This window comes from Loktanella sp. F6476L (assembly GCF_023015725.1).
Lineage (GTDB): Bacteria > Pseudomonadota > Alphaproteobacteria > Rhodobacterales > Rhodobacteraceae > Yoonia.
The window spans coordinates 320,612-345,175 of record NZ_JALKAR010000001.1; the positions used below are offsets into that span (position 1 = coordinate 320,612).

Genomic DNA, 24,564 nt, shown 5'->3' on the forward strand with positions numbered 1-24,564 from the left:
ATGCGAGGTGTACTGCCAACAAACTGATAGCAGACATGGAAAAACACCATCTGCATGTGCCCCGACATAACGGTCTGCTGGACGACACACGTATGTGGTGTGCGGTATTGCACTACTTTCTCAACATCTGGTACACTCGTTAGAGTACATCCCATCATTCGGCTATTTAGGCAAACCTTTTGTCTTGCGCGCTGTAAGTCGGCACAACCCAAGAGGGGCATTCCTAGTTTGTTGATTAGACCAAGGCTTACCGACTATCACGGTATACATGCGGCTCAAGTCGATCTAGACTTCGCCATTCCATTTCTTGACGAAGATATTCCGCTTTATCTTGATCCATTCATGCTTTGGCGATCTCCTTCGCAGCAAGATCAGGCGATGCATACCGGCCTGGTAAACGCATTCAATCATCTGGGCCTCCTTGCTTCGCAAGGCAAAGAAGACGAAGCTATTGCAACGCTTACTATTGCGTCAGAATGTGATGAAGTAGGCCTTGGCTCATCGCTCACTAGAAAAGGCAAAAGGATTGGACCTGAAAAGGCCAAGGAAGTTATCGCTCTCTTTAAGGCGATACCTCAATATCAGCAGAACGGCTTCCGTCATTTTGAAGAAATTCAATTCTTTGTCGAAGGCATTTCGAAAGACAGAATTTCAGACATAAGCTGCAACTTCTTGAAGTCTTTCCTCATAGATTTCACTATTGATCAATGTGAGAAGCTTGGTGTTCCTACACAGCCATGTACCGTGGAACATGTTTACGACTACCGCGCGAACAGGTTTGTTCAGGAACACGGTGTTGCGTTGCCTGTGAATCCCGAAAACGGCGCACCGATCATTCTTGTTCCCAAACGATGGATGCGTTTTGCACCGTGGATTAACTACGACGATTACTATGAAAAACACTGCCCTCAAGACGAGATTTCGCACAAGCCGGAAGACCTGACGCGGGTCAAAGTCCTCAGCTACAATCGCCACAACTACGGGGTGGTAGAGAAGTACATCCAAGCGAAAGAGCGGAGTTTCGAGGATTGCGAGAATGACCCTTTGTTCTCACAAATTCCAGTGACTTCAGCGAAGCGCGTTTTCGGGCAGATTAAGAAGCTGCCAACAGGCAAGACGGGCGGAGCGGACATCAAGTATGAGAATTTGGTAGGACGTTTGCTGCCGTCACTACTGTACCCGAAGCTAGATTTTGCCCAAGAACAAGCACGTACGGATGACGGCGTTTCCATACGCGACCTAATCTTTTACAACACTCGCTCTACGCCCTTGCTACAAGAACTTATGGATGACTATGCGTCGCGCCAAATTACGTTCGAGATGAAGAATGTCGCGGAAATTGGTCGTATCCATTTCGATCAGATAAACCGCTACCTCACTGATGACCTTGGGAAGTTTGGGGTATTCGTGACCCGCAACCCGTTAAAGAGAGCCGAAACAGCTCGTGCCGTAAATCTGTGGGCGGGGCAACGGAAGGCGGTCATAACTTTGACTGATTCAGACTTGGAACAAATGGTCGAAGTGTTCGATAGCAAGCAACGAGATCCAATCGATATTCTGAACAAAAAATATGTCGATTTTCGACGTGAATGTCCATAGGAGAGCCTCGGATGGAAACCAAAGAAGATGTAGAGCAACTTGAAAAACTAACGGGTCAGTTGCATGGGATGTATGCTGAAATAAGCGCTCTGGCGAAAAAGCCTAACGATTCCGTCAATGCTTTTAAGTTGAAAATGATCAACAAAGTTATCGAAATGGGAAACGCTGTTCTTGGCGATAAATACAAACCATTCGATGACTTTGAAAGTTTTGACGCCGATGACGCACCGACGACGAGTGACATCACTATGGTACTAGCCCAGTACATGGAAGAGGCCGAAAGGTTCAGATCAGACAACGTGATGATGAAATCAGGGGTCCGTTGGTACTACATCGTTAACGGCGGCATGAGTGACATTCAGTCAGGCCCTCCAACTAAAATTGGAAAGAAAAGATGAATTTTGAGGATTATTACAGGATCCGAGATATCACGGATTCCGCCAAAACAGAGGAATATGACGCTAGCACCGATGTATTCAAATCGTTGCTCCGTGAGGTGAAGGAGCTTTCGAAGAAGAAGCCAGATGCCACCATGAGCAAGGCGAAAGTCACGATTGTAAACCGTGTCTTGGGCAACCTATTGACCGTTCTGGAAGGGCAGCCGGATGCAAAATACTTGGAAAAACTTAATGATGATGACCTGCCACAAGTGAGCGACGCAGTTCTCATTATGGTTCAATTTGCTTCAGCGTTGGCGGCGTTTCGAGAACGGTATTTCTGCAATATACGAAGATATGGCCGGAAATGGGTGACTACCGATCTGGTTGATTTTCTCCGTGAAGAATATGAGGGACTAATTTCTGAAGACGAAGATGACGACCTAGAAGAGTGAGTTCGACCGTGACCGCGAACGGCAGCAATGGTGGGCTGCACCGCAGCATGCATGATGGCCTGTGGAAGGCGGCTTTGGGCCGTCCACGTCTGGTTTTCTTAAGCCACCGGCAGATATGCTGCGACCGATCTAATGGCGGCAGAGAGCCCTGACCTACCAAGATGCTGCACCATGGCGAAGGTCTGCTTTTGAAATTGGTCATTTGCTTACAAGAACCGTCGGACCGTTGCCCTGTAGTTCTCGAACTGGGAACAGTATTGCTCTTTGAGCCATGGTTCCTCAGCGAAAGGCGCGGCAATTAGAACGGCTATTCCTGCAAAGCCTACTAGCGCCGCTCCAGACGACGCACAAAGCAAGATCCAGCCGATGATCATTGCTATATCTGCGACGTACTGTGGATTGCGGGAATAGCGATACATGCCGCCCGTTCGAAGCGATCCCTTCGCGCCGCCAGTTTGGGCAATTCCGAACTGCGCGACCTCTGACCACACGATGACGTTGCCTGCAACAATCAGCGGAATGCCAACTCCGAACCGCAACCAAGTTGGGATTGGTAGGCTTCCCCAATTCATCACTCCTAAGACGATCAGGATGCCGAATAGCGCGAATGTCGGAACCCAAACCAAGACAGGAGTGGCCTTGGTGTATCGTTTTGGCGGCCAAAGGCCGCGGTCAGGGTATGCGATAGACCAAAGTATCGCAGCTAGGGTGCCTGTCGCTATCACAAGGCCGACGAAGATCAAGACCGCCTGCATCATACTTCCACGTGCTTATGGTCGGTCGTTTCGCGCCGTTCTGCCAAGGCTTGGCGCACGATCTGGAAGGCAGATGATAAGAACAATCCAGCCATAATGGTTGCCACGATCAGGTCGGGCCAGCCCGTTGCCGTGCCCCACACGCCGAGGGCTGCAAACATCACTGCCACGTTCCCAATCGCGTCATTGCGCGAACACAGCCAGACCGACCGGACATTGGCATCACCATCTTTGTAGCGGACCAGCAGCAAGACGCTCGCCAGATTGGTGAGCAGCGCAAGAAAGCCGACGATACCCATGATCTCAGCGGTGGGGACGCCAACATAGAAGACGCGATAGACCGTTGATCCGAACACCCAAAGGCCCATCAGAAGAAGGCTGACGCCTTTGAACAGCGCCGCATTCGTTCGCGCGCGGAGCGAGGCTCCGATGACCGCAAGTGAAATTCCATAGGTCAGCGCATCGCCTGCGAAGTCGAGCGCGTCCGCTTGCAACGCTTGAGACTTAGCCAGATGGCCTGCTGTCATCTCGACAAAGAACATCGTCGCGTTGAGCGCGATGACGATCCACAGCCGTCTTTTGTAATCATCTGAAACGCCGTCAAACTTGGCGTCATGTCCGCAGCAACCAGCCATGGGAAGCCTCTTTCATCTTTGTTTGCTCATAGTGTAATGTCTCTAGTGACTAGAGGTTCAAGAGGTTTCTTCATGTTTTCCATCGGCGAGCTTTCGAAGCGCACAAAGGTCAAAGTTCCGACCATACGCTACTATGAAGAAATGGGGCTTTTGCCCGAGGCCGAGCGCACGTCCGGTAACCAACGGCGATACGATCAGGCTGGGTTGGAGCGGCTGAGTTTCATCCGCCACGCGCGTGACCTAGGGTTTTCGATTGAAGCGATTTCGTCATTGATCGAACTGCAAGAGCACCCGGACCGGTCGTGCAAGACTGCAACTGACATTGCTTCATCGCAACTCGAAGACGTCCGCGCAAAAATCAAACGTCTAAAGACGTTAGAAAAGGAACTTAGCCGAATATCGAAAGGCTGCGATGGTGAAGGCGTTTCGGAAGACTGCTACGTGCTCGCGTCTTTGGCCGACCATAAACTTTGCGGGAACGAACACTGATTTTCAGACAGTGCTTTCGACAGCTGTTCCGTGCTGGGACAAGAGCCCTTCTGCACGACAGATGGCTGCGCTCATGTTATATTCGCGCCATGCCGTCGACGCCTTGCCAGTTCACGGTAGAGAGCGGGTGGCGTTACCCCGATCCAATCAGCGACGCGGACCCACTCACCCTGTTTAGGGTGGCCAAGGAGTTCGAGATAGGCATCCAGACGATCTGCCACTTTTCGCCTGCGCATTATTTCAATGCGGGTGCGCAAGGTTTGTAGTTCTCTTGCTGTTCGCTCGAACGCTTTAATCGAAAGACGATCTGACGAGGTATTCTCCAAATGCTCGACCAACTTGGCTTTGGGGATCATGGAGACCGTTGTCGCTATATCCGTAATAGCATCGCAGTGATATTGATCCGCAAAAAGGGACGCTTCCGCGACCAGATCACCTGTATTGGCCGTGTGCAGTGTCAAAAGCCCCCCATCTTGCAGCGCCCGCCGTAAGAAGAGTCGCCCTTCACGGAGCAAGAAGGCCCATTCAACTTCATCGTCCCGACGAAAAAGCGTTTCGCCTTCGTCCAGCGTGCGTTCTGGCGCGCCATCAAAACAGTTGAGCCAATGATCCAACATGATTTCTATCATGCGTTGGAGGCGCAGATTGTGCAACAACTTCGGGCCAATCCCGGATCAATCAAGGACTTCACTCATGGAAACAAAACACGTCGCAATGTTGATGGTTCTCATCCCCACCACAGTCTTTGCCCAAACACACGATGAAAACCATAGCACATCGCCGTCAGCTTACGCGGGTGAGGAAACACGCTTAATCAAGTCTCTTTCGGAGCAAGACTTAGAGGAAATCGCGCGTGGCAGCGGGTGGGGACTCGCCCGCGCCGCCGAGCTTAATGGTGTTCCAGGGCCAACTCACCTTCTTGAGCTTGCCGATGAAATCGGTCTGACCGAACAGCAGCGCAGCGAAATCGAAGCGATCCGGACGCAGATGCAAGCAGACGCCATAGCCGCCGGAGAGCGGTTCGTCGAGGCAGAACAATTGCTGGACGCAGCTTTTCAACAAGGAGCGCCAGATGACGAGGCACTTGAACGGTTGGTAGTTGAAGCAGGCCAAGCACGGGCAGCTCTCCGCCTCGTCCATCTAAATGCCCATCTGTTGACTTTACCCCTGCTGACCGATGCCCAAGTCAGCCAGTATTCGGTCTTGCGCGGCTATTCAGATGATCCATGCGCCTCTGTTCCAGACGGGCATGACCCGGAGATGTGGCGTAGCCATAACGGGTGCAATTAGGCTAGATTACGGCGACACATCCTCGTGACTTGTCAAAACCATATACCCCCAGTAGGTATTTGTTATGTTTCGCTTCATGCTGTCGATCATTCTTGTTGTTGCATTCGCCGGTGCATCTACCGCGTCGGTAATGCATGGCTTGAATTATGGACCGGATCACGCCGACCACCACGCCCAAATGTCAGAAAGCGATCCCTTGGCTGATGCTGAGAAGGCGCTTGCGGACTGCTGCGACGCCACCAGTGGAATGGGTTCGACGCCCTGTTTTGGCGATCTCGCGGCCACTTCTGCTACTTTGCAGGTCATTCCCGCGAGCAGATCGGTTGTTAGTGTTCTGTGCGCTGATTTCGACTTTGCAAACCTGACGCTGGCTGTCCCAACCGGTCCTCCGAAAGTCTGAACGGCAACGGGCGCTTGCCCGCAGTCCATTCAACTTTTTATTCAAAGGACCGACAGACATGATCACACGTCGTCACTTCACTACTCTATCTGCAACAGCTCTTGTCGTGGCTGCCCTGCCTGCTCGTGCTGGCACACCTATGCGCGTTCTCGCGTCGCCCGGCTGCGGTTGCTGTCACGCCTGGGCCGACCTAGCTCGCGCACGCGGCTACGCCGTCACCTTAGAGGAACTGACCGATCCCGAGGCGCAAAAGTCCGAGCGCGGCATTCCGCTTGAGCTCGCCTCCTGCCACACTATTGAAGCGGATGGTTATGTCTTCGAAGGGCATGTGCCGTTCGAAGCATTGGAAGCCGTTTTGCAGGATCGCCCAGACATCACTGGGCTTGCTGTTCCGGACATGCCGATGGGCTCTCCTGGCATGGGCGACGACCCGTCCGCCCGCTACGATGTCATTGCATTTGGTGGAGAGGCTGGCACCGGCACGGTATACTACCGCGCGGGCACGGCGCAGCCGTTCGACACCTGATGGTAAGTCGGAAAGCCGTTTTGATAACCGGTGGGCTCACGCTCGCCGGTTTCGCAGCCGCATTTGTTCTGGCGCAACCTTTCCAAACGGTTGGTATTTTGACGCCTGACGACGCCGAAGTGATCGCCGTGGGCCAAGGCATCTACGCAGACCAATGTGCCGCTTGCCATGGTGCGCGCCTAGCGGGGCAGCCAAACTGGCGAATACGTGGAGAGGATGGACTGCTGCCAGCACCGCCACATGACGCAACAGGCCATACGTGGCACCATGATGATGAAACTCTTTTTACCCTAACCAAATATGGGCTTGCCGGTCTGATGGAGAACGCGCCACCATCCGGCATGCCTGTCTATGAGGGTGTGCTCACTGATGACGAGATCATTGCGGTACTGTCCTTCATCAAATCAACTTGGCCCGACGACCTTCGTCAGTATCACAACGAACTGAATGCCCAGTCCGAATAGAGGAAAATTCAGATGATCAAACAGACCCTTCTCGGCTTGGCCCTAGCGCTTGCGCCTACTTTTGCCTTTGCCCATTCGAAGTCTGAGGCCACAACACCCGCCGACGGTGCGACAGTGACAGAAGTGCCGGAGCTTTCAATGCGGTTCGATGATCCGATGCGCATCATTTCAGTCACGCTTACTTCTCCAAATGGGGACGTCGAAATCGAACGAGAGACAGGTATGGACCCCGCTACAGAGTTCCGGGCTTTGCCATCGGAAGAGCTTCCGCCTGGAAGCTATCGTTTCGACTGGCGCGGAATGGCGTCGGACGGCCACCCGATGCAGGGCAGCTTCTCCTTCACGGTCACTGAGTGATCGGACTCGCACCGATCGACGGTCTTGTCGTTTTGGCCATCTTGGCCAAGGCGATTGGCTATGGGGCGGCTTTGCTCGCGATGGGGGGCGTGCTGTTTTCCTTCATCTTTGCGAAGCACGCAGAGGCATCTGTCCTGCGCCTTGCGCGGCAGCTTGCGGTCGGTGCTGCGCTTGTCGGCTTAGTCGTGCTCGCCGTCCGGTTCGGCATCCGCGCGGCACGGATTTCCGGGATGGGCTTTGAGGGCGCGACCGACCCAATGATGCTCGGTTTCGTTTGGGACAGTCCACTTGGCACCGCCGCGATTTGGCGCGGGATAGGCGAACTTGCTATCGTTGCAATTCTGGTGCCCCGTATTGGACAATGGATCGCTCTGGCAGGCAGCCTTGCTGTGGCGATATCCTTTGCTCAAGTTGGCCACGCTCTTGGGGAGCCCCGAGTAGCCCTGGCAGTCCTGCTGGTGCTGCATCTTCTGGCTGCTGCTTTCTGGGTTGGTGCGCTTGTACCATTACGCAGGGCGGCGCTTGCGCCCACGAGCGCTGATCTGTTGCACCACTTTGGAAACGTCGCCGCTTTTGGTGTGGCCGCCCTGATCTTTGCGGGCACATCGCTCGCGTGGCTTCTCTCAGGCTCTGTGACTGCGTTATTTGGAACGGCCTACGGCTTAGCACTCTTGGTCAAAGTCGCGATTGTTGTAGTGCTCCTGGGCTTTGCAGCTTTCAATAAAGTGAAGCTGGTCCCGGATTTGCGTGCTGAGAAACCCGGTGCAGCCCATGCCCTGCGGCGGTCTATTTCAATCGAAATGGTGGCCGTTTGCCTAGTCCTACTGGCAACTGCAACCATCACCAGCGTGACGACACCACCCTTCAATCTTTGACCTTTTAGCCGCGCGCCTTGTCGAGCAGTTCAAGCAATTCTGTGAACTTCGCCCGCTGATCCTCCCGATCACCCGAGGCCAGAGCATCCTCGATACAATGCGATGCATGATCATCGATCACGAGCTTTTCGACGCCTTTGAGAGCGGCGCGCACCGCCGCAATCTGCGTCAGAACATCAACACAATAACGGTCCTCTTCCACCATCCGGGCGATCCCTCGGACCTGACCCTCCAGGCGTTTCAGACGTTTCAAAGTGGCTTGGCGGTTTTCGTGCATAGTCTCTTTTCGCATGGTGGCAGACAAAAAGTCGAGTGAGTGCGGAACCAAAGCTCGCGCTCTTGATCATATACCCTAGGGGGGTATATAGAGATGAGGAATGCCCATGCAAATAGATCGTCGGAGAAGCCAATGCCCAAAGACACACGCGACGTTGCAGATACTGATACAAACCCGGCCGAAGTGGCGGTGGGCAAAACAGCTGTGCTTTACCGGATGGCTCTACCAGATCATCTGTGCCCATCTGGTCAAAAGGCGCGCTGGCTGCTGGAACGTCAGGGATATGATGTCGATGACAGGCTTTTCCGAACCCGTTCCGAAGTGGACGCTTTCAAGGCTGAGCACGACGTAAAGACAACGCCCCAAGCGTGGATCGAAGGCGAACGCGTTGGCGGCTACACGGACCTGCGCGAAAAGCTGACCGGCTGGGACCCGAAGGCAACCACCTATCGACCAGTGCTCTATCTCTTCGCTGTCGCTGCTCTGACCGCAATCGCGCTCTCCATTGGGTTCCTAGGCACGATCACATGGCAGACACTCGGTTGGTTCATTTCGGTATCGATGATCCTTCTCGGCATGCAAAAACTGCGCGATGTCGAGGGCTTCTCAACGATGTTCCTCAACTACGACCTTCTTGCGCGGAAGTGGGTTCCATACGCATATATTTATCCGTTCGTGGAAACAGGCGCGGGTATCCTCATGACAGGGATGATCCTGACCTGGGTGTCCGCACCCGCGGCGCTTTTCATCGCGAGTATCGGAGCAATCAGCGTTCTCAAAGCTGTCTACATCGATAAACGTGAGCTCAAATGCGCCTGCGTTGGAGGAAATTCAAACGTGCCTCTTGGATTTGTGAGTCTTACAGAAAACCTGATGATGGTGGGAATGGCCGTCGTGATGCTTTGGTTGATGGTTTGAATTTATTGCTGTTAGTCCAAAATCGGACATTTGAGAACGAACTTTGAACGGCAGGTTTGTCCGCAGACTGTGAATTCGACCTTCCCTGAATTTTGCGTGTGCAGCGAATATCCGGTCTAACGGGCCGCACCGCAGAAACCCAGATCAGTGGTCAATGACCGCAATGGGCCGTCCGCGACATCGCAATGGATAGTTCCCTTCGCGCTCGATTCATTTCAATTTAGCAGTTTTGCCCTTTGGGATACTAGGTCAGCAAGCTCAACGCTTAGCGCGTGGATAGTGCCGTGCATATCGCTCGGAATCGATAAAGGTTCCTGTGCGAAGACGTACATATCCAATGCAGTCTGCTCGAGCGCGTATGCTGCGAAGAGATGGTCGGTGTCACTCATCCAATCATCAATCAACTCCCCCCATGCGGTGGCTGATTTTAACCTCTTGGCTACTTTCGCCACCTGCTTTGCTTCGGCGATCAGATTCCAAGTGTCATCATTTCCCAGCTGCTCGGTACGCAGGACCATGGCATCAAAATCGTGCTCGCCAGCACGTCGGACGGCTGTATCAAAGGCAAACGTCACGGTTTCGACCAACGCCCATAATCGGTTCTGGGGGTCCCAAGTCGGATCATCTCTTCGTTCAAATCGATATGGTGTGGACTGAAGCGCTGCTGGTACAACTTCTCCCAATTTCCAATCTGGCGCACCGTTTTCCCAACGGTAGGCAACTTCGTCTTGTTGATTGATCACATCGACAAAGTACGACGCGTTTCGATAGGTCGATGCCAATATCGCTGCCTTTTCCATGTCGTTGAGATAGATCTTCCCCGTGCTGAACATGTCTTTGGTCCGAAATACGATTGAAGCTTCGCTCATGTCTTTCTCCCTATTTTATTTGATTAACTCACGGTCACGGCTGCGCTCAAAGCCGCGCTCTAACGCGGCCATTTTCTCGGTCAGCGCGACCTGCTGCTCAAGCGTTGCGCTTTCTCGATCAAGTCGCTCGTTAGTCTGTTCTGTCTCTGCAAGGCTGCGCTCACTTGCTGCAAATGCGTCTCGAGCTGGTTCTGACGGTCGGTTAGCGCCTTCGTCTCGGTCGAAAAACGATCTGACAATCGTGATTGCTGCCGCGCCATAGTCGCGAATGCTGCTGCCAAGCTCTCGAATTCTTGCAAGAGCGCTTTTTCGATCTGAGTCAGGTTCTCTGACATCTAGTCCTCCAATTTTACGCAAGGCCGCGTTCCACAGGTCCAGCCCTGTTCGGCGCTCTTCGGCAGAATCAGAAACGTCCCGTTCTCCGTCTGCTCGACCGTCACGCTTTGAAGCTGCCAAATCGTCCAAATCTCGGGGGCCGCCATCATCAGCGCTGCAGTGGTCGCGCCGATCATCGTGCTGATCACGACCGCCCTTTTCGGGTTGTCGCTGATCTGCCGCATCTCGATCTCGATCCGCTGGTTCTTCTCGTAGATGTCTTTCTGAATCCTCGAGAGCTGTTGCTGGAAATCGTTCTCGAACCCACTCAGCGCGTCGCATGATGACCGCCTCAAGTCTGTCGCGAGACTGTGCAGCTCTTCGCTCATCTTTGCCGTCAACTGCGTTCTCTGAACCTTGGCTTTCTCTTGCAGCGCCTCGGTCAAGTTCTGCGTCGCGGGTCCAGTCTTTTTCATAGATGCGCCCTTTCAGCCGCCAGCGATCCCCGGTGTCGGGGTCCATCGCTGTGATGTAATTTTTGCCTTGGCGTGGGGTCTCGAGCCCGGCCTCATGCAGGGCCGCGACGATGTCGGCGCGATTTTCGATCTCGCCCGTTAGAATTTTGCCTTCGAGGTACGCCGTTACGCTGTCGCGGGTTTCACCACGTGTGGACCTCTCAGATGTACGTTGTTGCGTACGTGCGCGGGCCGGGTCGTCGGGCCGCGCCCAGCCATGCTCATAGTTGTAGGTGTCTCTCAGCGGCGCATAGGACCGCTCCCAACCGGGCGGCGCGATGTTGAACGCCTTGCCGCTTACAAGCTCCATGCGCGGCGTCAAAAAATGCAACTCGACGCGACCGCCTTGCGTGTGACTGTGGCGGACCCACGTGATGTCATATTGATCGCGCTCGAGACCGGCGAAGGCCAACCGTTCAAAGTCGTCCATCAATGCGGTTTGCTGCGCCTCAGTGGGGCGATCTTCAGGCGCAAAACTCAACACGCCGGTCGAATAGGTCCACTTGCGGTCGGTGCTGTCGATCAACTCGCGGGTCTGGGCTATATCGCCGCGCAACACTTCGGGGGGCGCATCTTCGCGGCCTTGGCGATCTGGATCGACAAGGTAGCTGGCGATGCCACCTCCACCGCCGGTGCCACCGAAGAACTTAATCAGCATCGGATACCTCATGGTGTTGTCTCAACCGCATCAGCTCGCGTTCGATCCCCATGAGCTGGACCATGATTGCGACGCGGTCAGCATACTGCTGATCGCGATTGGCCCAACGTGCGAGCTGATTGAGGTTGTTGCCGACACGAGCCAACTGCCGCAACAAATCGGGGTCAACGCAACGCAATTGTGGGCGACGGCGGACGGCCACACCGTCGATGGCGCTGCGGGCAAACTCAGAGAAGCTGACGCCTTTTGCTGCAGCCTTTGCGTACCACGCAGCACGTTCGTCTGGTGTCGTGCGCAGCTTTACCCACATAACGCACGACCTGCGATTGAAGAACCACTTGCATGCGCCTTCGGTTTCCAAACCTTCATATATTTGGAAGCCGAAGGTGCTGCATCGGCTGAAAGCCGATTGAGGGGATCGAAGGGGAGGCGCAGCCCCCCCTCGCCAGCCTTTTGGGAGCTCACGCGCAGCGTGGCCACAAAAGTATGCTGGCGACTGAAACTAACACCAAACATCATGACTGCATCTGTCTGGCTTCCAGAGCTAACTTGCTTTCCTTAGCCTGCTTTGAAACCGATGAATTTTCTCGTTGATCTTTCGTTACGGCAGGGTTTGTTCTTTGGTTTTTTGTTTTCCTGTCTTCTTCTTTCTTTTCTTGTTGGGAAACCCTTTCGCAACCCTTTCGAAAGGGTTTCACCTCTCCAGTGCCGATACTGGGTAAGAGGTGGAACACAGCTTCAATTGCTCTCTGAGTTTCACGACCAGAAGCATCAATCTCGGCCTGAAGTGTGTTCGAAAACAGATCGCCAAATCTAAAATATAAGGAAGACAAGAAGGGGCGAAACGCCTCGTTGATCTTACCATGCTCGGGACTAGTCAGTTCCCATTGAACCGCTTTGATAAAGCTGGAAACGGTGAAATCAGCTACGGAACGACAGAGCATTCCTTCGTCGACTTGGCTGAGCCCACGAAAACTCTTGATATGCCCTTTCATTTGATTGCCGTTTGCTGGGGCATTCAGTGTTTTGAACCAGTCTACCAAACGGATTGTTTGTGTGGCCGCATCGTATTCGACTAAACCGCTGTCTTCTAACTCAGCGATTGCTACATCAATTTCGACTGGCTTTACGTTGGCGTCATAACTCCAAATTTCTTTGGGATAGCGGAACAAGCCAAGGTAGTTGCTCAGCTTCGAACAATGCGCAGTCAAGTAGATAAACCGCACGTCATTCGATGACAGATTTCGAAAGACAGGCTCGGAGAACAGATCGAAGTCTATCTGTGCATAGTACTTTACAGCCATCTCGGCGCCCTAACTCGAAACTATTTTCGAACTGATCCAAGCATCAAGATCTATACGCCGATACAGAATGCATCCGGCAACATTGGCGAATTTCGGGCCACGCGCACGATTCACCTTCATGCGCAGCTTTGAGAGCTGACTTTCTGAAATCTTAAGATAGACTGCCGCATCAGGCGCTCGGAATATCTCTTGTTGGGCTACTCTGGTTTCTTTTGAATGCATGATCGTCTCCCTCTTTGCATCGAATTGCATTCAGGTTGACGAAGTACTCCCAAGAGGCACGCGTTTAGTTTTCAGAGATATTTATTTATCCAGTACATATTTCGCACGTATTTATACCATCTGTTATTTTTTCCATGGTTTTCCAACCATCTAAGCATTTTCACGTCATATCGTGCTTGCTCTCTTTCCTTGGAAAGCCAAACACGTTCGACTGCGCTAAAAGTCGGCTTGGCCATGCCAGGTACTTTGAATTCAACATTTGAAAAGGCCTCGCAAACCAAAACTCTCGCCTCAAGTGCTGGTTTTTTCGCTTCGGATTTTATCTGAAAGCCCAGTTCGTCACAGAGCAACATCATGCATTCTGAAATACATAGGTTCCGCAACTGATCTCTTGTTATGGCAGGGCCCTTTTTTGAAGGGACAGGAAAGTTCCCAGAAATCACTTCACCAACAAATATCTTGAGCTGTGGGGGCAAAGCTCTCCCGTAAAGTAAGTTCTCTGAAGCGACTTCAAGCAAACGCGTATAAACTTTGTGATCCTCCCTTGCAGCCCTATAGACGCCCTTTGCCCACCGGTGGTCTAGCGCGTAACCTTTCTTTAACGGGACAAATCCAATGCCGATGTCGAAACAGAGGTAGTAAAGAAGAGTTTCACTTGCGTTCAGTACTTCCACATAGTGCGCCACAATATCATTGAGGTGGGCTTTGGCCTCGTCAGTCGAACAGTTCTTTTTCAACTGTGGGAAAACGTCATCAAAGTCCTCTCGACCACTTTGGATATCTTTACCCAGTTCGTTGTCGATGAAGTAGTTGACAGCATCTAGATACTGTACGGGCGCAACCCTCAGTCGTAGCTTTTTGATAAGACGTCTAATGCCTGCCTCTTTTCTTCCCTGTAATTTGCACGATCATAGACTGCCGTCACGCTTCGATCTGCATGGCCCAGCACTCGTTCAACGATAAATCTTGGCACCTTATTCTCTGTCAATCTCGTTGCAGCAGTACGGCGCAAATCATGAATCCGCCAATCGTCCACCTCCGCAGTCTTTGCCAAACGATCCTTCTCTCGAGATCCCATGCGCAACTGCTTTAGACCCGTTGGTCCGAACACAAATGGGCCACGCTTGGGTTGCTTTTCCAATATTTCCATAAGCGCGGCCGTGAGCGGCACCTCATGCGCCTTCGCACGTTCTTTCTTTGTCGCTTTGAATTTTTCTGCTGGGATCGTCCAAACATCACCCTCGATCTCTTCCCACTTCATACTCGCGACATTGTCTTTGCGCTGTGCCGACAGCATCAGAAATCTAAAGTATCCTCCAAGCGTATCTTGGAACGTGGCGTCCCAGACTTTTTGCCATTCTCCGTGGCTCAAGACACGGTCACGCGGGGTTGCGATTGCGGTGGCTTTCAATCCCATCCAAGGGTTTTTGTCGATTAAGCTCTCATCGACAGCCCAGCCAAACATTGGACGAATATATCTTATTACTGCGCTGCCTCTCAGCTCACTCGACTTCTTTGAGACATGAGAACGCAACTCGCGGCCATGGTGAATGGATATATCTGTCAGTTTGAGGTGACCGACAAATTCTTCCGCCCAGACGTCCCAAGCGGATTGAACATCACACCATGAGCGCATCTTCGGTTCTCGCGCGGTCTTATATTCTGCAAAGAGATCGGCAACTGTTTTGATGTGTTCTGGCGTCCAAGGAGCATTCGAGTTGGCTTTGGCTTGGATTGCGGCCATCCGTGCATCGCGGACGGTCATCTGTGGAAACAAGCCAAGACGGACCATACGGCGTTTAGCGCCGCGATACACAAAAGTATGCCATTGTTTGGAACCAAACTTTTTGCCTACACGAAGGACCAAGCCGCGCTCAATCGTATCCCGTACGTCGTAGCGTTCAGACTTGTGCTTTAGGTTGGTAATGTAGGTCTCAGTCAGTTTTGCTTGCATTTTGGTGGCGCTTTGGTGGCGTTTCAATTCATGGACACAGCTTCACCCTGATTCCTCAAAATTCATAAGTCAATGCAAACAAACGATTTTGAAACTGTGGGAAGCTGTAGGAAACATTATTCCAAGAATTGCAAATCCGTGTACACCGGTTCGATTCCGGTACTCGCCTCCACTTTACCCTCAGTTTACATGTTTACGCGATGCCGACTGCGATCAGGCCAAGATCGCTATTCAGAGCCAAGACGTCGCGCGCGGGTTGGTTGATCAGCATTCCGCGCGTATCTAATCCCATGAGATCGTACGCATTTGGTCCGCACATCTGTAGTGCTGTCTCAAGCGGCACGCCGAAGCCGACCATGTTTTGAAGCGCTTCAAGAAGCGTAAGGTGCGCGCCTGCAAGTGCGCCTTCCGTATTCACCAGCCGTCCGTCTTTCAAAAAGATATCGTGCCCGTAGAGGTTAAAATGATCCGGACCGCCGACCGTTGCCATCGCATCGGATACAGCGATCATCCGGCGCTGCGTCGGTCGAGCGTTCATCGCGATCAGCAGCATCGTCGGATCAACGTGATGCCCGTCTGCGATGAAGGAACACCACGCGTCGCTTGCGATTGCCGTGCCGGTTACGCCGGGCGCACGGGATAACATGGGCGACATCGCATTGAAAAGATGGGTGAAACAGGTGGCTCCTGCGCCAATGACTTGCTGCGTCGTCGCAGCATCCGCGTCGCTGTGCCCGATGGACACGACAACACCCATCTCGCGCAGGGTGCTGATCTGGGATACGCTGATCGCTTCGGGCGCGACCGTGATCAGTGTCGGTATGTCATGATCCCGCAGCGTTCGAACGAGGTTAATGGTGTGGGCGTCGCATGGCCGAATATAGCGTTCTGCGTGGGTGCCGCGCCGTGCGGCGTCAATGTGTGGGCCTTCGATATGCAGACCAGCGAAACCGTCTATCCCGATCGCATCAATCGCCGCAGCAACCGCGGCATCAAGCACCTCTGGTCGGTCGGTGATCACCGTTGGGAAAAGGGCAGTGATCCCGAATGTCCGATGTGCGGCCGCAATCTTGGCTATCCCAGCCGCACTGGGGTCCGAATTCAGCATGACGCCGCCGCCACCGTTGACTTGTATATCAAAGAAACCCGGGGTGATGATGCCTTGATGATGGCGGTGAATGTGCTCGGCGGGCAGGTCGTCTGTCGCTTTGATCTGTGTGACCACGCCGTCCTTGATGCCGACAGCACAATTGTCACGCAGGTTGCGCCCGTCAAAGACCTGATCGGCGGAAATCCAATGCGTCATGTGGCGCCTTTCAACACGTGTTGTTGTGCATAGATCGCTGCGCCAAATGCACCGCTTGCATCACCAAATTGCGCAGGCAGGATGCGCGGCGGTGCGGTGCCGGCCAAGAGGTTGCCATCAAGTGCTTTGGCTAGCTCGTCCGCAAGGCCATGCGCCGTGCCCAAACCACCGCCAAGCACGATGGCATCGGGATCGGCGGTGCGACTAATGATGCCCACCAAAGACGCCGCAATGCGGAGCCACGTTGATTTCACTTCCGGGATCGTCGTCCAAATGTCCGGCGCGGTTTGATCTTGTCCGGTCATGTGGTGGGCAAGGCGCGTCAATCCCGGACCAGACAGCAGCGTTTCGAAACATCCGACCAGGCCGCATCCGCAAGCCAAAACTGGCAAATCCAGCTCCGACACAATGTGCGCGGGCAGGGGCAGGTGCCCGAATTCCCCGCTTTGGCCATTGTGATCGGGCGGTATCGTGCGATCGATCACATGGCCGCCAGCTACCCCCGTGCCGATAATTAGACCGATGACATTGCGATATCCAATGCCCGCGCCATGGGTGGCTTCCGCAAGCGCAAAGGCTCTGCAATCTTTGATCACAGGAATGATGTGACCCGTTAGCGCGGCAAGATCAGCGCCCAAAGCATGCCCCGTCGCAGGAAGATTTGCGCTTAACATCCGCCCCGTTTCGGGATGGATCAGCCCCGGTGTGCCAAGTCCAATCGTTGACGTAACACCTTGATCTTTTAGCCAAGACACTTGATCAGTGATGCTTGCGAGTAGCGCCTGATAGGACGTGGTGTCGGTCGGGATACGGCGACGGGACACTTCCGTCATCGCATCGTCATAAGCGCGGGCTTCAATCTTTGTGCCGCCAAGATCAATCCCGCCGATCAAGGTGCTAATCCCATCCAGAATCGTGCCTGTGTCCAATCGCATTGCTTCGTCATTGATCGGTGGCTTCCTACGAGAATGGGGTGTTGCCCCGCGTTATCAGGCAATTATGCGGTCGTGCGCAACGCAGTTCAATGCGATTACCATCCGCGATGCTGAAGCAAGATGCGATTGATACAGCATAGGGGCGGGGCAAAAGCGCGATGTCGTCTTATGTCAGCGCCGCGTTTCGTCCATCCATTTCCCAAATTTCACCGCCAAATGCGGCAAAAATGACTGGAACGCTACGGAAACCTGACGACGATCTCGCGTCATAGAAATAAGCCGAATGCGACGTGAAAATCAAAATTGATACACCATTGTGTCATAATCTGGTGCGTGCTACCAATTTTGGATGGTCAATCTGGCAGGCAATTTCAAAGTCTGTCATATGCATGTTGCATCATTCATTCAGTTGACAGATGCGTCCTGCTGCGTTGACCATGAAAATGTGGGACACATCGTGTCTCGCGATGGCCGGGGAGGGTCGTCAAACACAAGTCGGGGGGAGACGCTGCATGGCAGTCCTGTTTGGCCTTTTGTGGCCATTAGAGCGTATCAATTCCATCGTGCTTGCGATTGGTAAAGTCGTGGCCGTTGCGGCTCTTGCCATCATGGTTTGCTTGATCCTTGGCCAGGTTTTCTTTCGCTACATTCTGAATGATGCCCCGAACTGGACCGAAGAAGCCGCGCGCTTTGGGATGTTGTGGATGACGGGTCTGATGGCGCCGCTCGCATATCGCATGGGCGGTTTTGTCGGCATTGACATGCTCGAACGGGCGTTGCCGCGCGTTTTGGCGGGCATCCTATCGCTTGTCCTGATGGTCCTCACGATGTGGGTTCTGATGGTCGCGTGGGAACGTGGTTTGAACAACCACATCGACACCTTGTCGGGCAAAGGCTGTTCTGCTTCGTTGCGGTGGCCGTTCGGGATTGAAGTCGGCAAATGTGGTGAGAAGTTCCAGAACCGGTTCCAATACGCATCGCTTTGGGTCGGGGTGAACCTGTTGATCCTCGTGAACCTCGAATTGATGATCCGTCAAATCATTACGCTCGGAGGGCAGGGTGACCGCCTAAGCCGTCTGACAGCGGACGAAGATATCGCAGGGGCCTCATAATGTTACTTTGGTTCCTTCCGCTTTTCCTGATCCTGATCATGATCGGCCTGCCGGTGGTGTTCGCACTGCTCGTGTCGCCATTCGCGCTCATCATGATCGAAGGCGATACCCGCAACGTCGTCGCGGGCCTTTATCGTAACTTCTATAACGGCATGGACAGCTTCCCATTGATGGCGCTGCCGTTCTTTATGCTGGCTGGCGAGGTCATGAACCGCGGTGGTATCACCGTCCGTCTGGTCGAGTTTTCCCAAGCGTTCATGGGCCACCTGCGCGGCGGTCTGGCCCATGTGAACATCCTGTCGTCGATCCTGTTCGCGGGCCTGTCTGGGTCTGCCGTTGCAGACACATCGGCCCTTGGGTCCACCTTGATCCCCGCGATGGAAAAGAACGGCTATAGCCGGAAATTTGCAGCGGCTATTACAGCCGCATCGTCCGTCATCGGCCCGATCATCCCGCCATCCGGCATCATGATCATCTACGCCTATGTCATGGGTGAAAGCGTCGCGGCGCTGTTCCTTGCGGGTATCGTGCCGGGCGTATTGGTCGGTGTGGGGCTGATGGTCATGGTCCGGCTCTTGGCCGACAAATACGACCTGCCCAAAGCCGAACGCATCGTGCAGAAAAACCAGTCGATGACGGCGCTGGAAAGCTGGGTTAGCTTCTTCCTGATCCGGATCAACATTGCAGGTTTGCTGTACGCAGTGTCCGGCATCGTCACCCGTTTCATCCCGCAAGAGGTCAACGGCTGGCTGATCTTCCTGATCGCGCTGCCAATTGCACATGCCATTGCGACAGCCACCAAAAAGCGGGTCAGCCATGATTTCCGCATCGTCTGCAAAAAGGCCATCGCGCCGCTGCAAACGCCGATCATCATTCTTGGCGGTATCCTCGTGGGTGTCTTCACTCCGACAGAAGCCTCTGCTGTGGCCGTGGCCTATGCCCTGATCGTCAGCTTCTTTGTGCTGCGATCGATGAACGGCAAAGACCTGCTTGAAGTGCTGGCGAAATCCGCGCTGTCCACCTCAGCGGTACTGCTTCTCGTGGGGGCAGCCGTGGCGTTCAAAACCGTGGTCAGCCTGTCCTACGCGCCGCAAATTCTGTCTGATTACATTCTGTCGCTGTCCGAAAATCCGCTGGTATTGTTGTTCTTGATCAACATCCTGTTGTTCATCGTCGGCATGTTCTTGGACGCGGGTCCTGCGATCATCATCCTCGGGCCGATCTTGGGGCCAATCTTTGTGGACCTTGGCGTGCACCCTGTGCATTTCGCGATCATCATGTCGGTGAACCTGACCGTGGGGCTGGCGACGCCGCCCATGGGGCTGGTCCTATTCGTCGCGTCAACGGTGTCCGGCGAAAAGGTCGAAACCATCGCAAAAGCGATCCTGCCGTTCCTCGCCGTCGAGATCTTCGTGATCTTCCTCATCACCTATATCCCCGCCATTTCGATGACGGTACCTTATCTTACTGGATTCCTCGGCTGCGGCCCAGAGGTTGGTTTCTCAGCTTGTATCAGTCCAGTTCCAACGCCAAACTAAGAATTACTAAAGGGAGAAGAAAATGTTGAAAACACTATCAAAGGTCGCGGCGACAGCTGCTTTCCTTGCTGCGCCATTTGCAGCTTGGGCAGACGGTCATCAGGAATTTACGATCCGTGCGACTGCGAACTCGAATGAAAACGACGAAGACTATGACGGTCTGGTTGTCTTCAAAAACTACGTTGAATCCGCATCCAACGGCCGTATCGGCGTTGAGCTGTTCATCGGCACACAGCTGTGTTCCGGCGGTGCTGAATGCCTCGAAGGTGTGGCTGAAGGGTCCATCGACGTCTACATCACCACATCCGGTGGTGCGGCTGGCATCATGCCATTCGTTCAGGTTCTCGACCTGCCATACCTGATGTCCGATGACCGCGTGGCCGAGGCTGTGCTGACTGGCGACTTCACACGCACAATGCGTGACATGGGTCTCGAAGCCACTGACGGCGCGCTGCGTCTGATGACAATCGGTAACACAGGCGGCTGGCGCAACTTCGCGAACACGCAGCGCCGTGTTCAGGGGCCGGCAGACATGGAAGGTCTGAAAATCCGGACCGTTGTGGCTGACCTGCCGCAGGAACTGGTCCGTGCATTGGGCGCGTCCCCGACACCGATCCCGTGGCCTGAATTGTTCACATCGTTCCAGACGGGCGTTGTTGAAGGATCCAAAAACGGCATCACCGACATCATGGGCATGAAATTCCCAGATGCGGGCCTGCAGTACGTGACACTCGACGGCCACGCTTACATGGGCGCACTTTGGTTCATGAACAACGAAAACTTCCTCGGCATGCCAGAAGACATGCGCCGCGTGGTTGTTGACGGGTTCTCCCAACTGCAGCAGGCGACCTTCGCGTCACCAAAGCGTAAGTCCATCGAAGCCTACGAAGCATTCGTCGCAGGCGGCGGTGACCTTTACGTACCAACACCTGAAGAAAAAGCAGCCTTCGCAGAAGCTGCGACACCAGTTCAGGCATGGTTCCGTGAAAACGTAGACGGCGGCAACGAAATCCTCGACGCGATGATCGCAGCCGTGGATGCAGCCGAAACAGAGCTCGCAGCAGAATACGCAAGCGACCTGAACTAAGCGTTCACACATCACATCGAAAGGGCCGTCCATCATGGGCGGCCCTTTTGCGTTGGCGATCCCGCGCGCGTCCGCTACGATGCCCACAACAAAAACGGGAGATACCCATGCGAGGCGCAGGCGGCAGCGACGGCGGCGAATTTAACTTTCTCATCGGGTTGGTGATGATGGTGGCAGGCGGCTATTTGCTGCTGTCAAACATCGTGATCCGACCCATCTTTGGTATGGGCACGCGGGCCTTCGGGATGGGGGGCTATGACGTCACCACAGGCATGATCCTGATCCCGTTCATGTTCGGGGTGGCCATGGTGTTCTACAACGGACGCAGCAAAATCGGCTGGGGGCTGGCGATCGGATCAGTCATCGCGCTGGTGGTCGGCGTGATCTCGAACCTGACACTGCAATTCTCGAACCTAAGCGCCTTCGACCTGCTCGTCATCCTCGTGCTGCTCTTCGGAGGCATCGGACTGTTCCTGCGGTCGCTGCGGGGTTAAGTCATAACAGTCGATCCAAACGAGCGGCTGGACCTCGGGGAGGCTCTCAATGAACCGCAGCCCATCAACAAAATGTAAAGCAACGACTGGCGCAACGTTGCAAGAGGCGCCCTCCCCATGGGGGAGGTACGGGCGCTGCCAAATCGAAGATTTGGCTGGTCTCAACATGTGAACATTACGATTGGGGAAGTCTGCTTCGAGCACTTGTTGTAGTTTGCGACGATCGCCATGAACTGCAGCGCTCGTCTAATTCGCAGCGCGAAACTGCGTGCCTGTCTTGATGTGGTCCTGCTCGTACCCGAGTACCGCCTCCGCTATGTCTTGCTGGCCTGCTTCCATGCGCGAGATGTAGTACCACCAGAAATCTTCCGCGCTTAGCATCTCCTGAAACTTGGCGGACTTCATTGTTAATAGCCTATCTTGAGCGTTCGTGAACTTGGCTGGTGTTTTATCACTGACGTGACGATGTGCATGTGTAAGACAGCCCTCTGCAAGCCTGACACAGTCCCGCGCAGCGGTAGACCGAATGATCTCGCGTGGGGTTTGCACCCGATCTGGGTTGTTCCTCAAATCGCTGTACACTGAAGGTTCACGCCCGTTTTTAACGTGAAACATCAGATCAAGCGCCACCTTAAGCGCTTCGCGTGGATCAGGGCTACTAAAGGCCCAGCTACTCAATGCGTAGTTGATCTTTTGCTCGTGGTTTTCCATCTTCTCTTTCAGCTTCTTGCAAACTGCCGGATCGGTAAAGTTGCGGTTCTGGGAGTCGAAGGCGAGCAGCGCCTTACCCGTTTCTTCAATACAAGAAACGGCCAAGAAGTAAGCCCGTGCCATGTGACCATGGTCACGTAAGAGCGTGGATTCAACGAGCAGTTCACCCGCGTTGCCAAGGGCGGCTTCGCTGTAAGAATGCATAAGCGACGTTGTCAGCTTGGGTAGGTGTGCTGAACCCATGGTGGCTCCTGATTGTTGTCGACGCAATCCCATACCGTAAACGTGTATGGCAGAAAAGTCCCGCTCAGCGGCCATTCGACCCTCACCGAAACGGATACATCCACACCCGATAGTCATCCACCATCTTCTCTGCCTGCGCCCGCTGCTCATCCGTCAACTTCGGCGACAATTCTTCCAGTGAATCCGGTGCATCCACGTCCCCGCCTATTGCCGACAACGCATACCAAAGGTACGCTCTGACATAGTCCGGGGTGGGGAGGCCGCGGCCGACTTCATAATACCAGCCAAGCCCAGATTGCGCACCCGGATGCCCTTTCAACGACGACCGCAGATACCAGTCGAACGCACGGATATCGTCCTGTTCGACACCCAGCCCCAGCGCGTACATGACGCCGATCAATTCCTCCGCGTCGGCGTTGCCGGATCGCGCGTAGACCTCGAACAGCGCACGGGCTTCTTCAAATTGCCCCGCTTCCATCAGATCGCGGGCTTCTTCCATGTCGGCGGACGCAGGGCTGGCCCACAGGAAAACCGCGATCAGCAGTGCACGGGTTGTGTACGGGTTGTGCACGCGTTTCACATCTTGCTCCTTAACCTTTTTGCCGGTGCTAGCATGGCTGCTGCACAGGGTATTTCGGCAGACGATTACATCCCCGTGGACCCCTTGCAAGCCGAACTTGGCCAGCTTCTGTTCTATGATAAAATCCTGTCTGGAAATCGCAATATCAGCTGCGGCACATGCCACCATCACGACCATGCTGGCACCGACGGTTTGTCGCTTGGGATTGGTGAAGGTGGGGTTGGTGTCGGGCCGGAAAGGACAGCTGGTGAAGGGCCGGACGCAATCCGCAAGCGTATCCCGCGAAATGCGCCAGCCCTTTGGAATCTAGGGCACAAATCCGTTGAGGTGATGTTCCACGATGGACGCCTGACGCGGTCCGATCTGTACGAAAGCGGCTTCGATAGTCCCGCAGAGGAATGGTTGCCCGAAGGGCTTGATAACCTCGTTGCTGCACAGGCGTTGTTCCCCATGACATCGCAATTTGAAATGGCCGGAAACCCCGGCGAAAACGAGGTCACAGGGGCAGTTCACGAACGCATCGACTACGGCTGGCCGATCATCGCAAAACGCGTGCGGACTATTCCGGAATATGGCGAAAAATTTGTCGCGGCCTTTAACCATATCGAAACCGCAGATCAGGTAACAATCGTCGAAATTGGAAATGCCTTAGGCGCGTTCATCGCGTCAGAATGGCAAAGCTTTGATAGCCCCTTCGACGACTGGCTCGCAGGGGTGCCTTTGGATGATGATGCGGAACGTGGACGGGAAATTTTCTTTTATTCTGCGCGGTGTAGTAGCTGCCATAGTGGTGATCTGTTTACGGATCAGGGGTTTCATGCGCTGGGTTTGCCTGCCTTTGGGCCGGGGCGTACGCGGCGGTTTGATCCGATTCCGCGCGACGTTGGCCGTATGGGCAAATCGGACCTTCTGGAAGACGCCTATCGTTTTCGCACCCCATCCTTGCGCAATGTCGCCCTGACGGGTCCTTACGGTCATAACGGAGCGTTTCCGACGCTTGAGGCGATGATCATGCATCACGCTGATCCGGTTGCGTCGCGCTCGCGCTGGACGCTTTCGGATGCCCAGCTTCCCGATGTGCCTTGGATTGCTGTAGTAGACGGGGCGATTGCGCAAGATGCTGCCGAAATGAAACGTCAGGCGTCGGTTCAAGATTTGCGTTCGTTGTCCATTTCAGAGGATGATGTGCAGTATCTGGTGGCATTTCTGAATGCCTTGACCGGCAAAACAGCCGAAGATCGCCCGTTAGGGCGACCGGAGACCGTGCCGAGCGGGTTACCGGTGGACTGATCGTTCCAACAGCG

Annotated in this window: 30 protein-coding genes; 16 read left to right on the forward strand and 14 right to left on the reverse strand. The window is 54.1% G+C overall.

The genetic code is table 11. The annotated features are described in order from the left end of the window. Positions 1–228: 228 nt before the first annotated feature. From MWU61_RS01575 to MWU61_RS01585, 3 genes are read left to right on the forward strand one after another with little or no spacing between them, the layout of a single operon-like run. On the forward strand, positions 229–1,599 hold the full coding sequence (locus tag MWU61_RS01575) for a hypothetical protein (RefSeq protein ID WP_247126207.1): 1,371 nt from the start codon (positions 229–231) through the stop codon (positions 1,597–1,599). 11 nt (positions 1,600–1,610) lie between these two features. Next, positions 1,611–1,997, forward strand: a complete 387-nt coding sequence (locus MWU61_RS01580; protein WP_247126209.1) for a hypothetical protein — start codon at positions 1,611–1,613, stop codon at positions 1,995–1,997. Further along, positions 1,994–2,431 carry a hypothetical protein gene (locus MWU61_RS01585; protein ID WP_247126211.1) on the forward strand — a complete coding sequence of 146 codons (438 nt, stop codon included), beginning with the start codon at positions 1,994–1,996 and terminating at the stop codon, positions 2,429–2,431. The genes MWU61_RS01580 and MWU61_RS01585 overlap by 4 nt, the downstream gene beginning before the upstream one ends. A gap of 206 nt (positions 2,432–2,637) precedes the next feature. On the opposite strand, the gene MWU61_RS01590 is transcribed toward MWU61_RS01585, so the two are convergent. Next, entirely contained in the window at positions 2,638–3,189 is a 552-nt protein-coding gene (locus MWU61_RS01590) for a PEMT/PEM2 methyltransferase family protein (RefSeq protein WP_247126213.1), read from the reverse strand. After that, complete coding sequence (locus MWU61_RS01595; protein WP_247126214.1) at positions 3,186–3,821, reverse strand: cation diffusion facilitator family transporter; 636 nt, start codon at positions 3,819–3,821, stop codon at positions 3,186–3,188. The genes MWU61_RS01590 and MWU61_RS01595 overlap by 4 nt, the downstream gene beginning before the upstream one ends. 72 nt (positions 3,822–3,893) lie before the next feature. On the opposite strand from MWU61_RS01595, the gene MWU61_RS01600 reads away from it, so the two are divergent. After that, on the forward strand, positions 3,894–4,310 hold the full coding sequence (locus tag MWU61_RS01600; RefSeq protein ID WP_247126215.1) for a helix-turn-helix domain-containing protein: 417 nt from the start codon (positions 3,894–3,896) through the stop codon (positions 4,308–4,310). A 71-nt stretch (positions 4,311–4,381) separates the two neighbouring features. Here MWU61_RS01600 and MWU61_RS01605 read toward each other — a convergent pair whose 3' ends face one another. Then, positions 4,382–4,939 carry a Crp/Fnr family transcriptional regulator gene (locus MWU61_RS01605; RefSeq protein WP_247126217.1) on the reverse strand — a complete coding sequence of 186 codons (558 nt, stop codon included), beginning with the start codon at positions 4,937–4,939 and terminating at the stop codon, positions 4,382–4,384. Between the two features lie 64 nt (positions 4,940–5,003). Between MWU61_RS01605 and MWU61_RS01610 the strand changes: the two genes are divergently transcribed. From MWU61_RS01610 to MWU61_RS01635, 6 genes are all read left to right on the forward strand, one after another. Further along, positions 5,004–5,600: a hypothetical protein gene (locus MWU61_RS01610; protein ID WP_247126219.1), complete on the forward strand. Its 597-nt coding sequence runs from the start codon at positions 5,004–5,006 to the stop codon at positions 5,598–5,600. Between the two features lie 64 nt (positions 5,601–5,664). Beyond that, positions 5,665–6,000 carry a hypothetical protein gene (locus tag MWU61_RS01615; RefSeq protein WP_247126221.1) on the forward strand — a complete coding sequence of 112 codons (336 nt, stop codon included), beginning with the start codon at positions 5,665–5,667 and terminating at the stop codon, positions 5,998–6,000. Positions 6,001–6,058: 58 nt separating this feature from the next. Further along, positions 6,059–6,526 (forward strand): DUF411 domain-containing protein, encoded by a 468-nt coding sequence (locus MWU61_RS01620; RefSeq protein ID WP_247126223.1) that lies wholly within the window; start codon positions 6,059–6,061, stop codon positions 6,524–6,526. Further along, entirely contained in the window at positions 6,526–6,990 is a 465-nt protein-coding gene (locus tag MWU61_RS01625) for a cytochrome c (RefSeq protein ID WP_247126225.1), read from the forward strand. The genes MWU61_RS01620 and MWU61_RS01625 overlap by 1 nt, the downstream gene beginning before the upstream one ends. Before the next feature lie 12 nt (positions 6,991–7,002). Beyond that, complete coding sequence (locus MWU61_RS01630; RefSeq protein ID WP_247126227.1) at positions 7,003–7,347, forward strand: copper resistance CopC family protein; 345 nt, start codon at positions 7,003–7,005, stop codon at positions 7,345–7,347. Next, positions 7,344–8,222 carry a CopD family protein gene (locus MWU61_RS01635; protein WP_247126229.1) on the forward strand — a complete coding sequence of 293 codons (879 nt, stop codon included), beginning with the start codon at positions 7,344–7,346 and terminating at the stop codon, positions 8,220–8,222. Before MWU61_RS01630 ends, MWU61_RS01635 begins: the two co-directional genes overlap by 4 nt. A gap of 4 nt (positions 8,223–8,226) precedes the next feature. Here MWU61_RS01635 and MWU61_RS01640 read toward each other — a convergent pair whose 3' ends face one another. Continuing rightward, entirely contained in the window at positions 8,227–8,499 is a 273-nt protein-coding gene (locus tag MWU61_RS01640; protein ID WP_281501878.1) for a metal-sensitive transcriptional regulator, read from the reverse strand. A gap of 132 nt (positions 8,500–8,631) precedes the next feature. Between MWU61_RS01640 and MWU61_RS01645 the strand changes: the two genes are divergently transcribed. Then, positions 8,632–9,417, forward strand: coding sequence for a MauE/DoxX family redox-associated membrane protein (locus tag MWU61_RS01645; protein WP_247126230.1), 786 nt, complete (start codon positions 8,632–8,634; stop codon positions 9,415–9,417). Between the two features lie 215 nt (positions 9,418–9,632). Here MWU61_RS01645 and MWU61_RS01650 read toward each other — a convergent pair whose 3' ends face one another. From MWU61_RS01650 to MWU61_RS01685, 8 genes are all read right to left on the reverse strand, one after another. Next, complete coding sequence (locus MWU61_RS01650; RefSeq protein ID WP_247126232.1) at positions 9,633–10,286, reverse strand: hypothetical protein; 654 nt, start codon at positions 10,284–10,286, stop codon at positions 9,633–9,635. A gap of 15 nt (positions 10,287–10,301) precedes the next feature. Further along, positions 10,302–11,786, reverse strand: a complete 1,485-nt coding sequence (locus MWU61_RS01655; RefSeq protein ID WP_247126233.1) for a relaxase/mobilization nuclease domain-containing protein — start codon at positions 11,784–11,786, stop codon at positions 10,302–10,304. After that, on the reverse strand, positions 11,764–12,084 hold the full coding sequence (locus tag MWU61_RS01660) for a MobC family plasmid mobilization relaxosome protein (protein ID WP_247126235.1): 321 nt from the start codon (positions 12,082–12,084) through the stop codon (positions 11,764–11,766). Before MWU61_RS01660 ends, MWU61_RS01655 begins: the two co-directional genes overlap by 23 nt. Before the next feature lie 205 nt (positions 12,085–12,289). Continuing rightward, positions 12,290–13,078, reverse strand: coding sequence for a hypothetical protein (locus tag MWU61_RS01665; protein WP_247126236.1), 789 nt, complete (start codon positions 13,076–13,078; stop codon positions 12,290–12,292). 293 nt (positions 13,079–13,371) lie between these two features. Then, positions 13,372–13,974, reverse strand: coding sequence for a hypothetical protein (locus MWU61_RS01670; RefSeq protein ID WP_247126238.1), 603 nt, complete (start codon positions 13,972–13,974; stop codon positions 13,372–13,374). 170 nt (positions 13,975–14,144) lie between these two features. Beyond that, the gene (locus MWU61_RS01675; protein WP_247126240.1) at positions 14,145–15,254 is read right to left on the reverse strand and encodes a site-specific integrase; all 1,110 of its coding nucleotides are present in this window, start codon (positions 15,252–15,254) and stop codon (positions 14,145–14,147) included. Positions 15,255–15,447: 193 nt separating this feature from the next. Beyond that, positions 15,448–16,560, reverse strand: coding sequence for an N-acetylglucosamine-6-phosphate deacetylase (gene nagA / locus MWU61_RS01680; RefSeq protein WP_247126241.1), 1,113 nt, complete (start codon positions 16,558–16,560; stop codon positions 15,448–15,450). Then, positions 16,557–17,495 (reverse strand): ROK family protein, encoded by a 939-nt coding sequence (locus MWU61_RS01685; RefSeq protein ID WP_247126242.1) that lies wholly within the window; start codon positions 17,493–17,495, stop codon positions 16,557–16,559. Before MWU61_RS01685 ends, nagA begins: the two co-directional genes overlap by 4 nt. Before the next feature lie 512 nt (positions 17,496–18,007). On the opposite strand from MWU61_RS01685, the gene MWU61_RS01690 reads away from it, so the two are divergent. From MWU61_RS01690 to MWU61_RS01705, 4 genes are all read left to right on the forward strand, one after another. Continuing rightward, complete coding sequence (locus MWU61_RS01690) at positions 18,008–18,607, forward strand: TRAP transporter small permease subunit (RefSeq protein ID WP_247126244.1); 600 nt, start codon at positions 18,008–18,010, stop codon at positions 18,605–18,607. Further along, positions 18,607–20,145, forward strand: coding sequence for a TRAP transporter large permease (locus tag MWU61_RS01695; RefSeq protein ID WP_247126245.1), 1,539 nt, complete (start codon positions 18,607–18,609; stop codon positions 20,143–20,145). Before MWU61_RS01690 ends, MWU61_RS01695 begins: the two co-directional genes overlap by 1 nt. A 22-nt stretch (positions 20,146–20,167) precedes the next feature. Beyond that, entirely contained in the window at positions 20,168–21,232 is a 1,065-nt protein-coding gene (gene dctP / locus MWU61_RS01700) for a TRAP transporter substrate-binding protein DctP (protein WP_247126247.1), read from the forward strand. Positions 21,233–21,339: 107 nt separating this feature from the next. Next, positions 21,340–21,726, forward strand: coding sequence for a hypothetical protein (locus tag MWU61_RS01705; protein ID WP_247126249.1), 387 nt, complete (start codon positions 21,340–21,342; stop codon positions 21,724–21,726). A gap of 246 nt (positions 21,727–21,972) precedes the next feature. On the opposite strand, the gene MWU61_RS01710 is transcribed toward MWU61_RS01705, so the two are convergent. Next, the gene (locus MWU61_RS01710) at positions 21,973–22,680 is read right to left on the reverse strand and encodes an AbiV family abortive infection protein (protein ID WP_247126250.1); all 708 of its coding nucleotides are present in this window, start codon (positions 22,678–22,680) and stop codon (positions 21,973–21,975) included. An 82-nt stretch (positions 22,681–22,762) separates the two neighbouring features. Next, positions 22,763–23,179 (reverse strand): tetratricopeptide repeat protein, encoded by a 417-nt coding sequence (locus tag MWU61_RS01715; RefSeq protein ID WP_247127196.1) that lies wholly within the window; start codon positions 23,177–23,179, stop codon positions 22,763–22,765. A gap of 114 nt (positions 23,180–23,293) precedes the next feature. Between MWU61_RS01715 and MWU61_RS01720 the strand changes: the two genes are divergently transcribed. After that, positions 23,294–24,550 (forward strand): cytochrome c peroxidase, encoded by a 1,257-nt coding sequence (locus MWU61_RS01720; RefSeq protein WP_247126252.1) that lies wholly within the window; start codon positions 23,294–23,296, stop codon positions 24,548–24,550. The last annotated feature ends 14 nt before the right edge of the window (positions 24,551–24,564 follow it).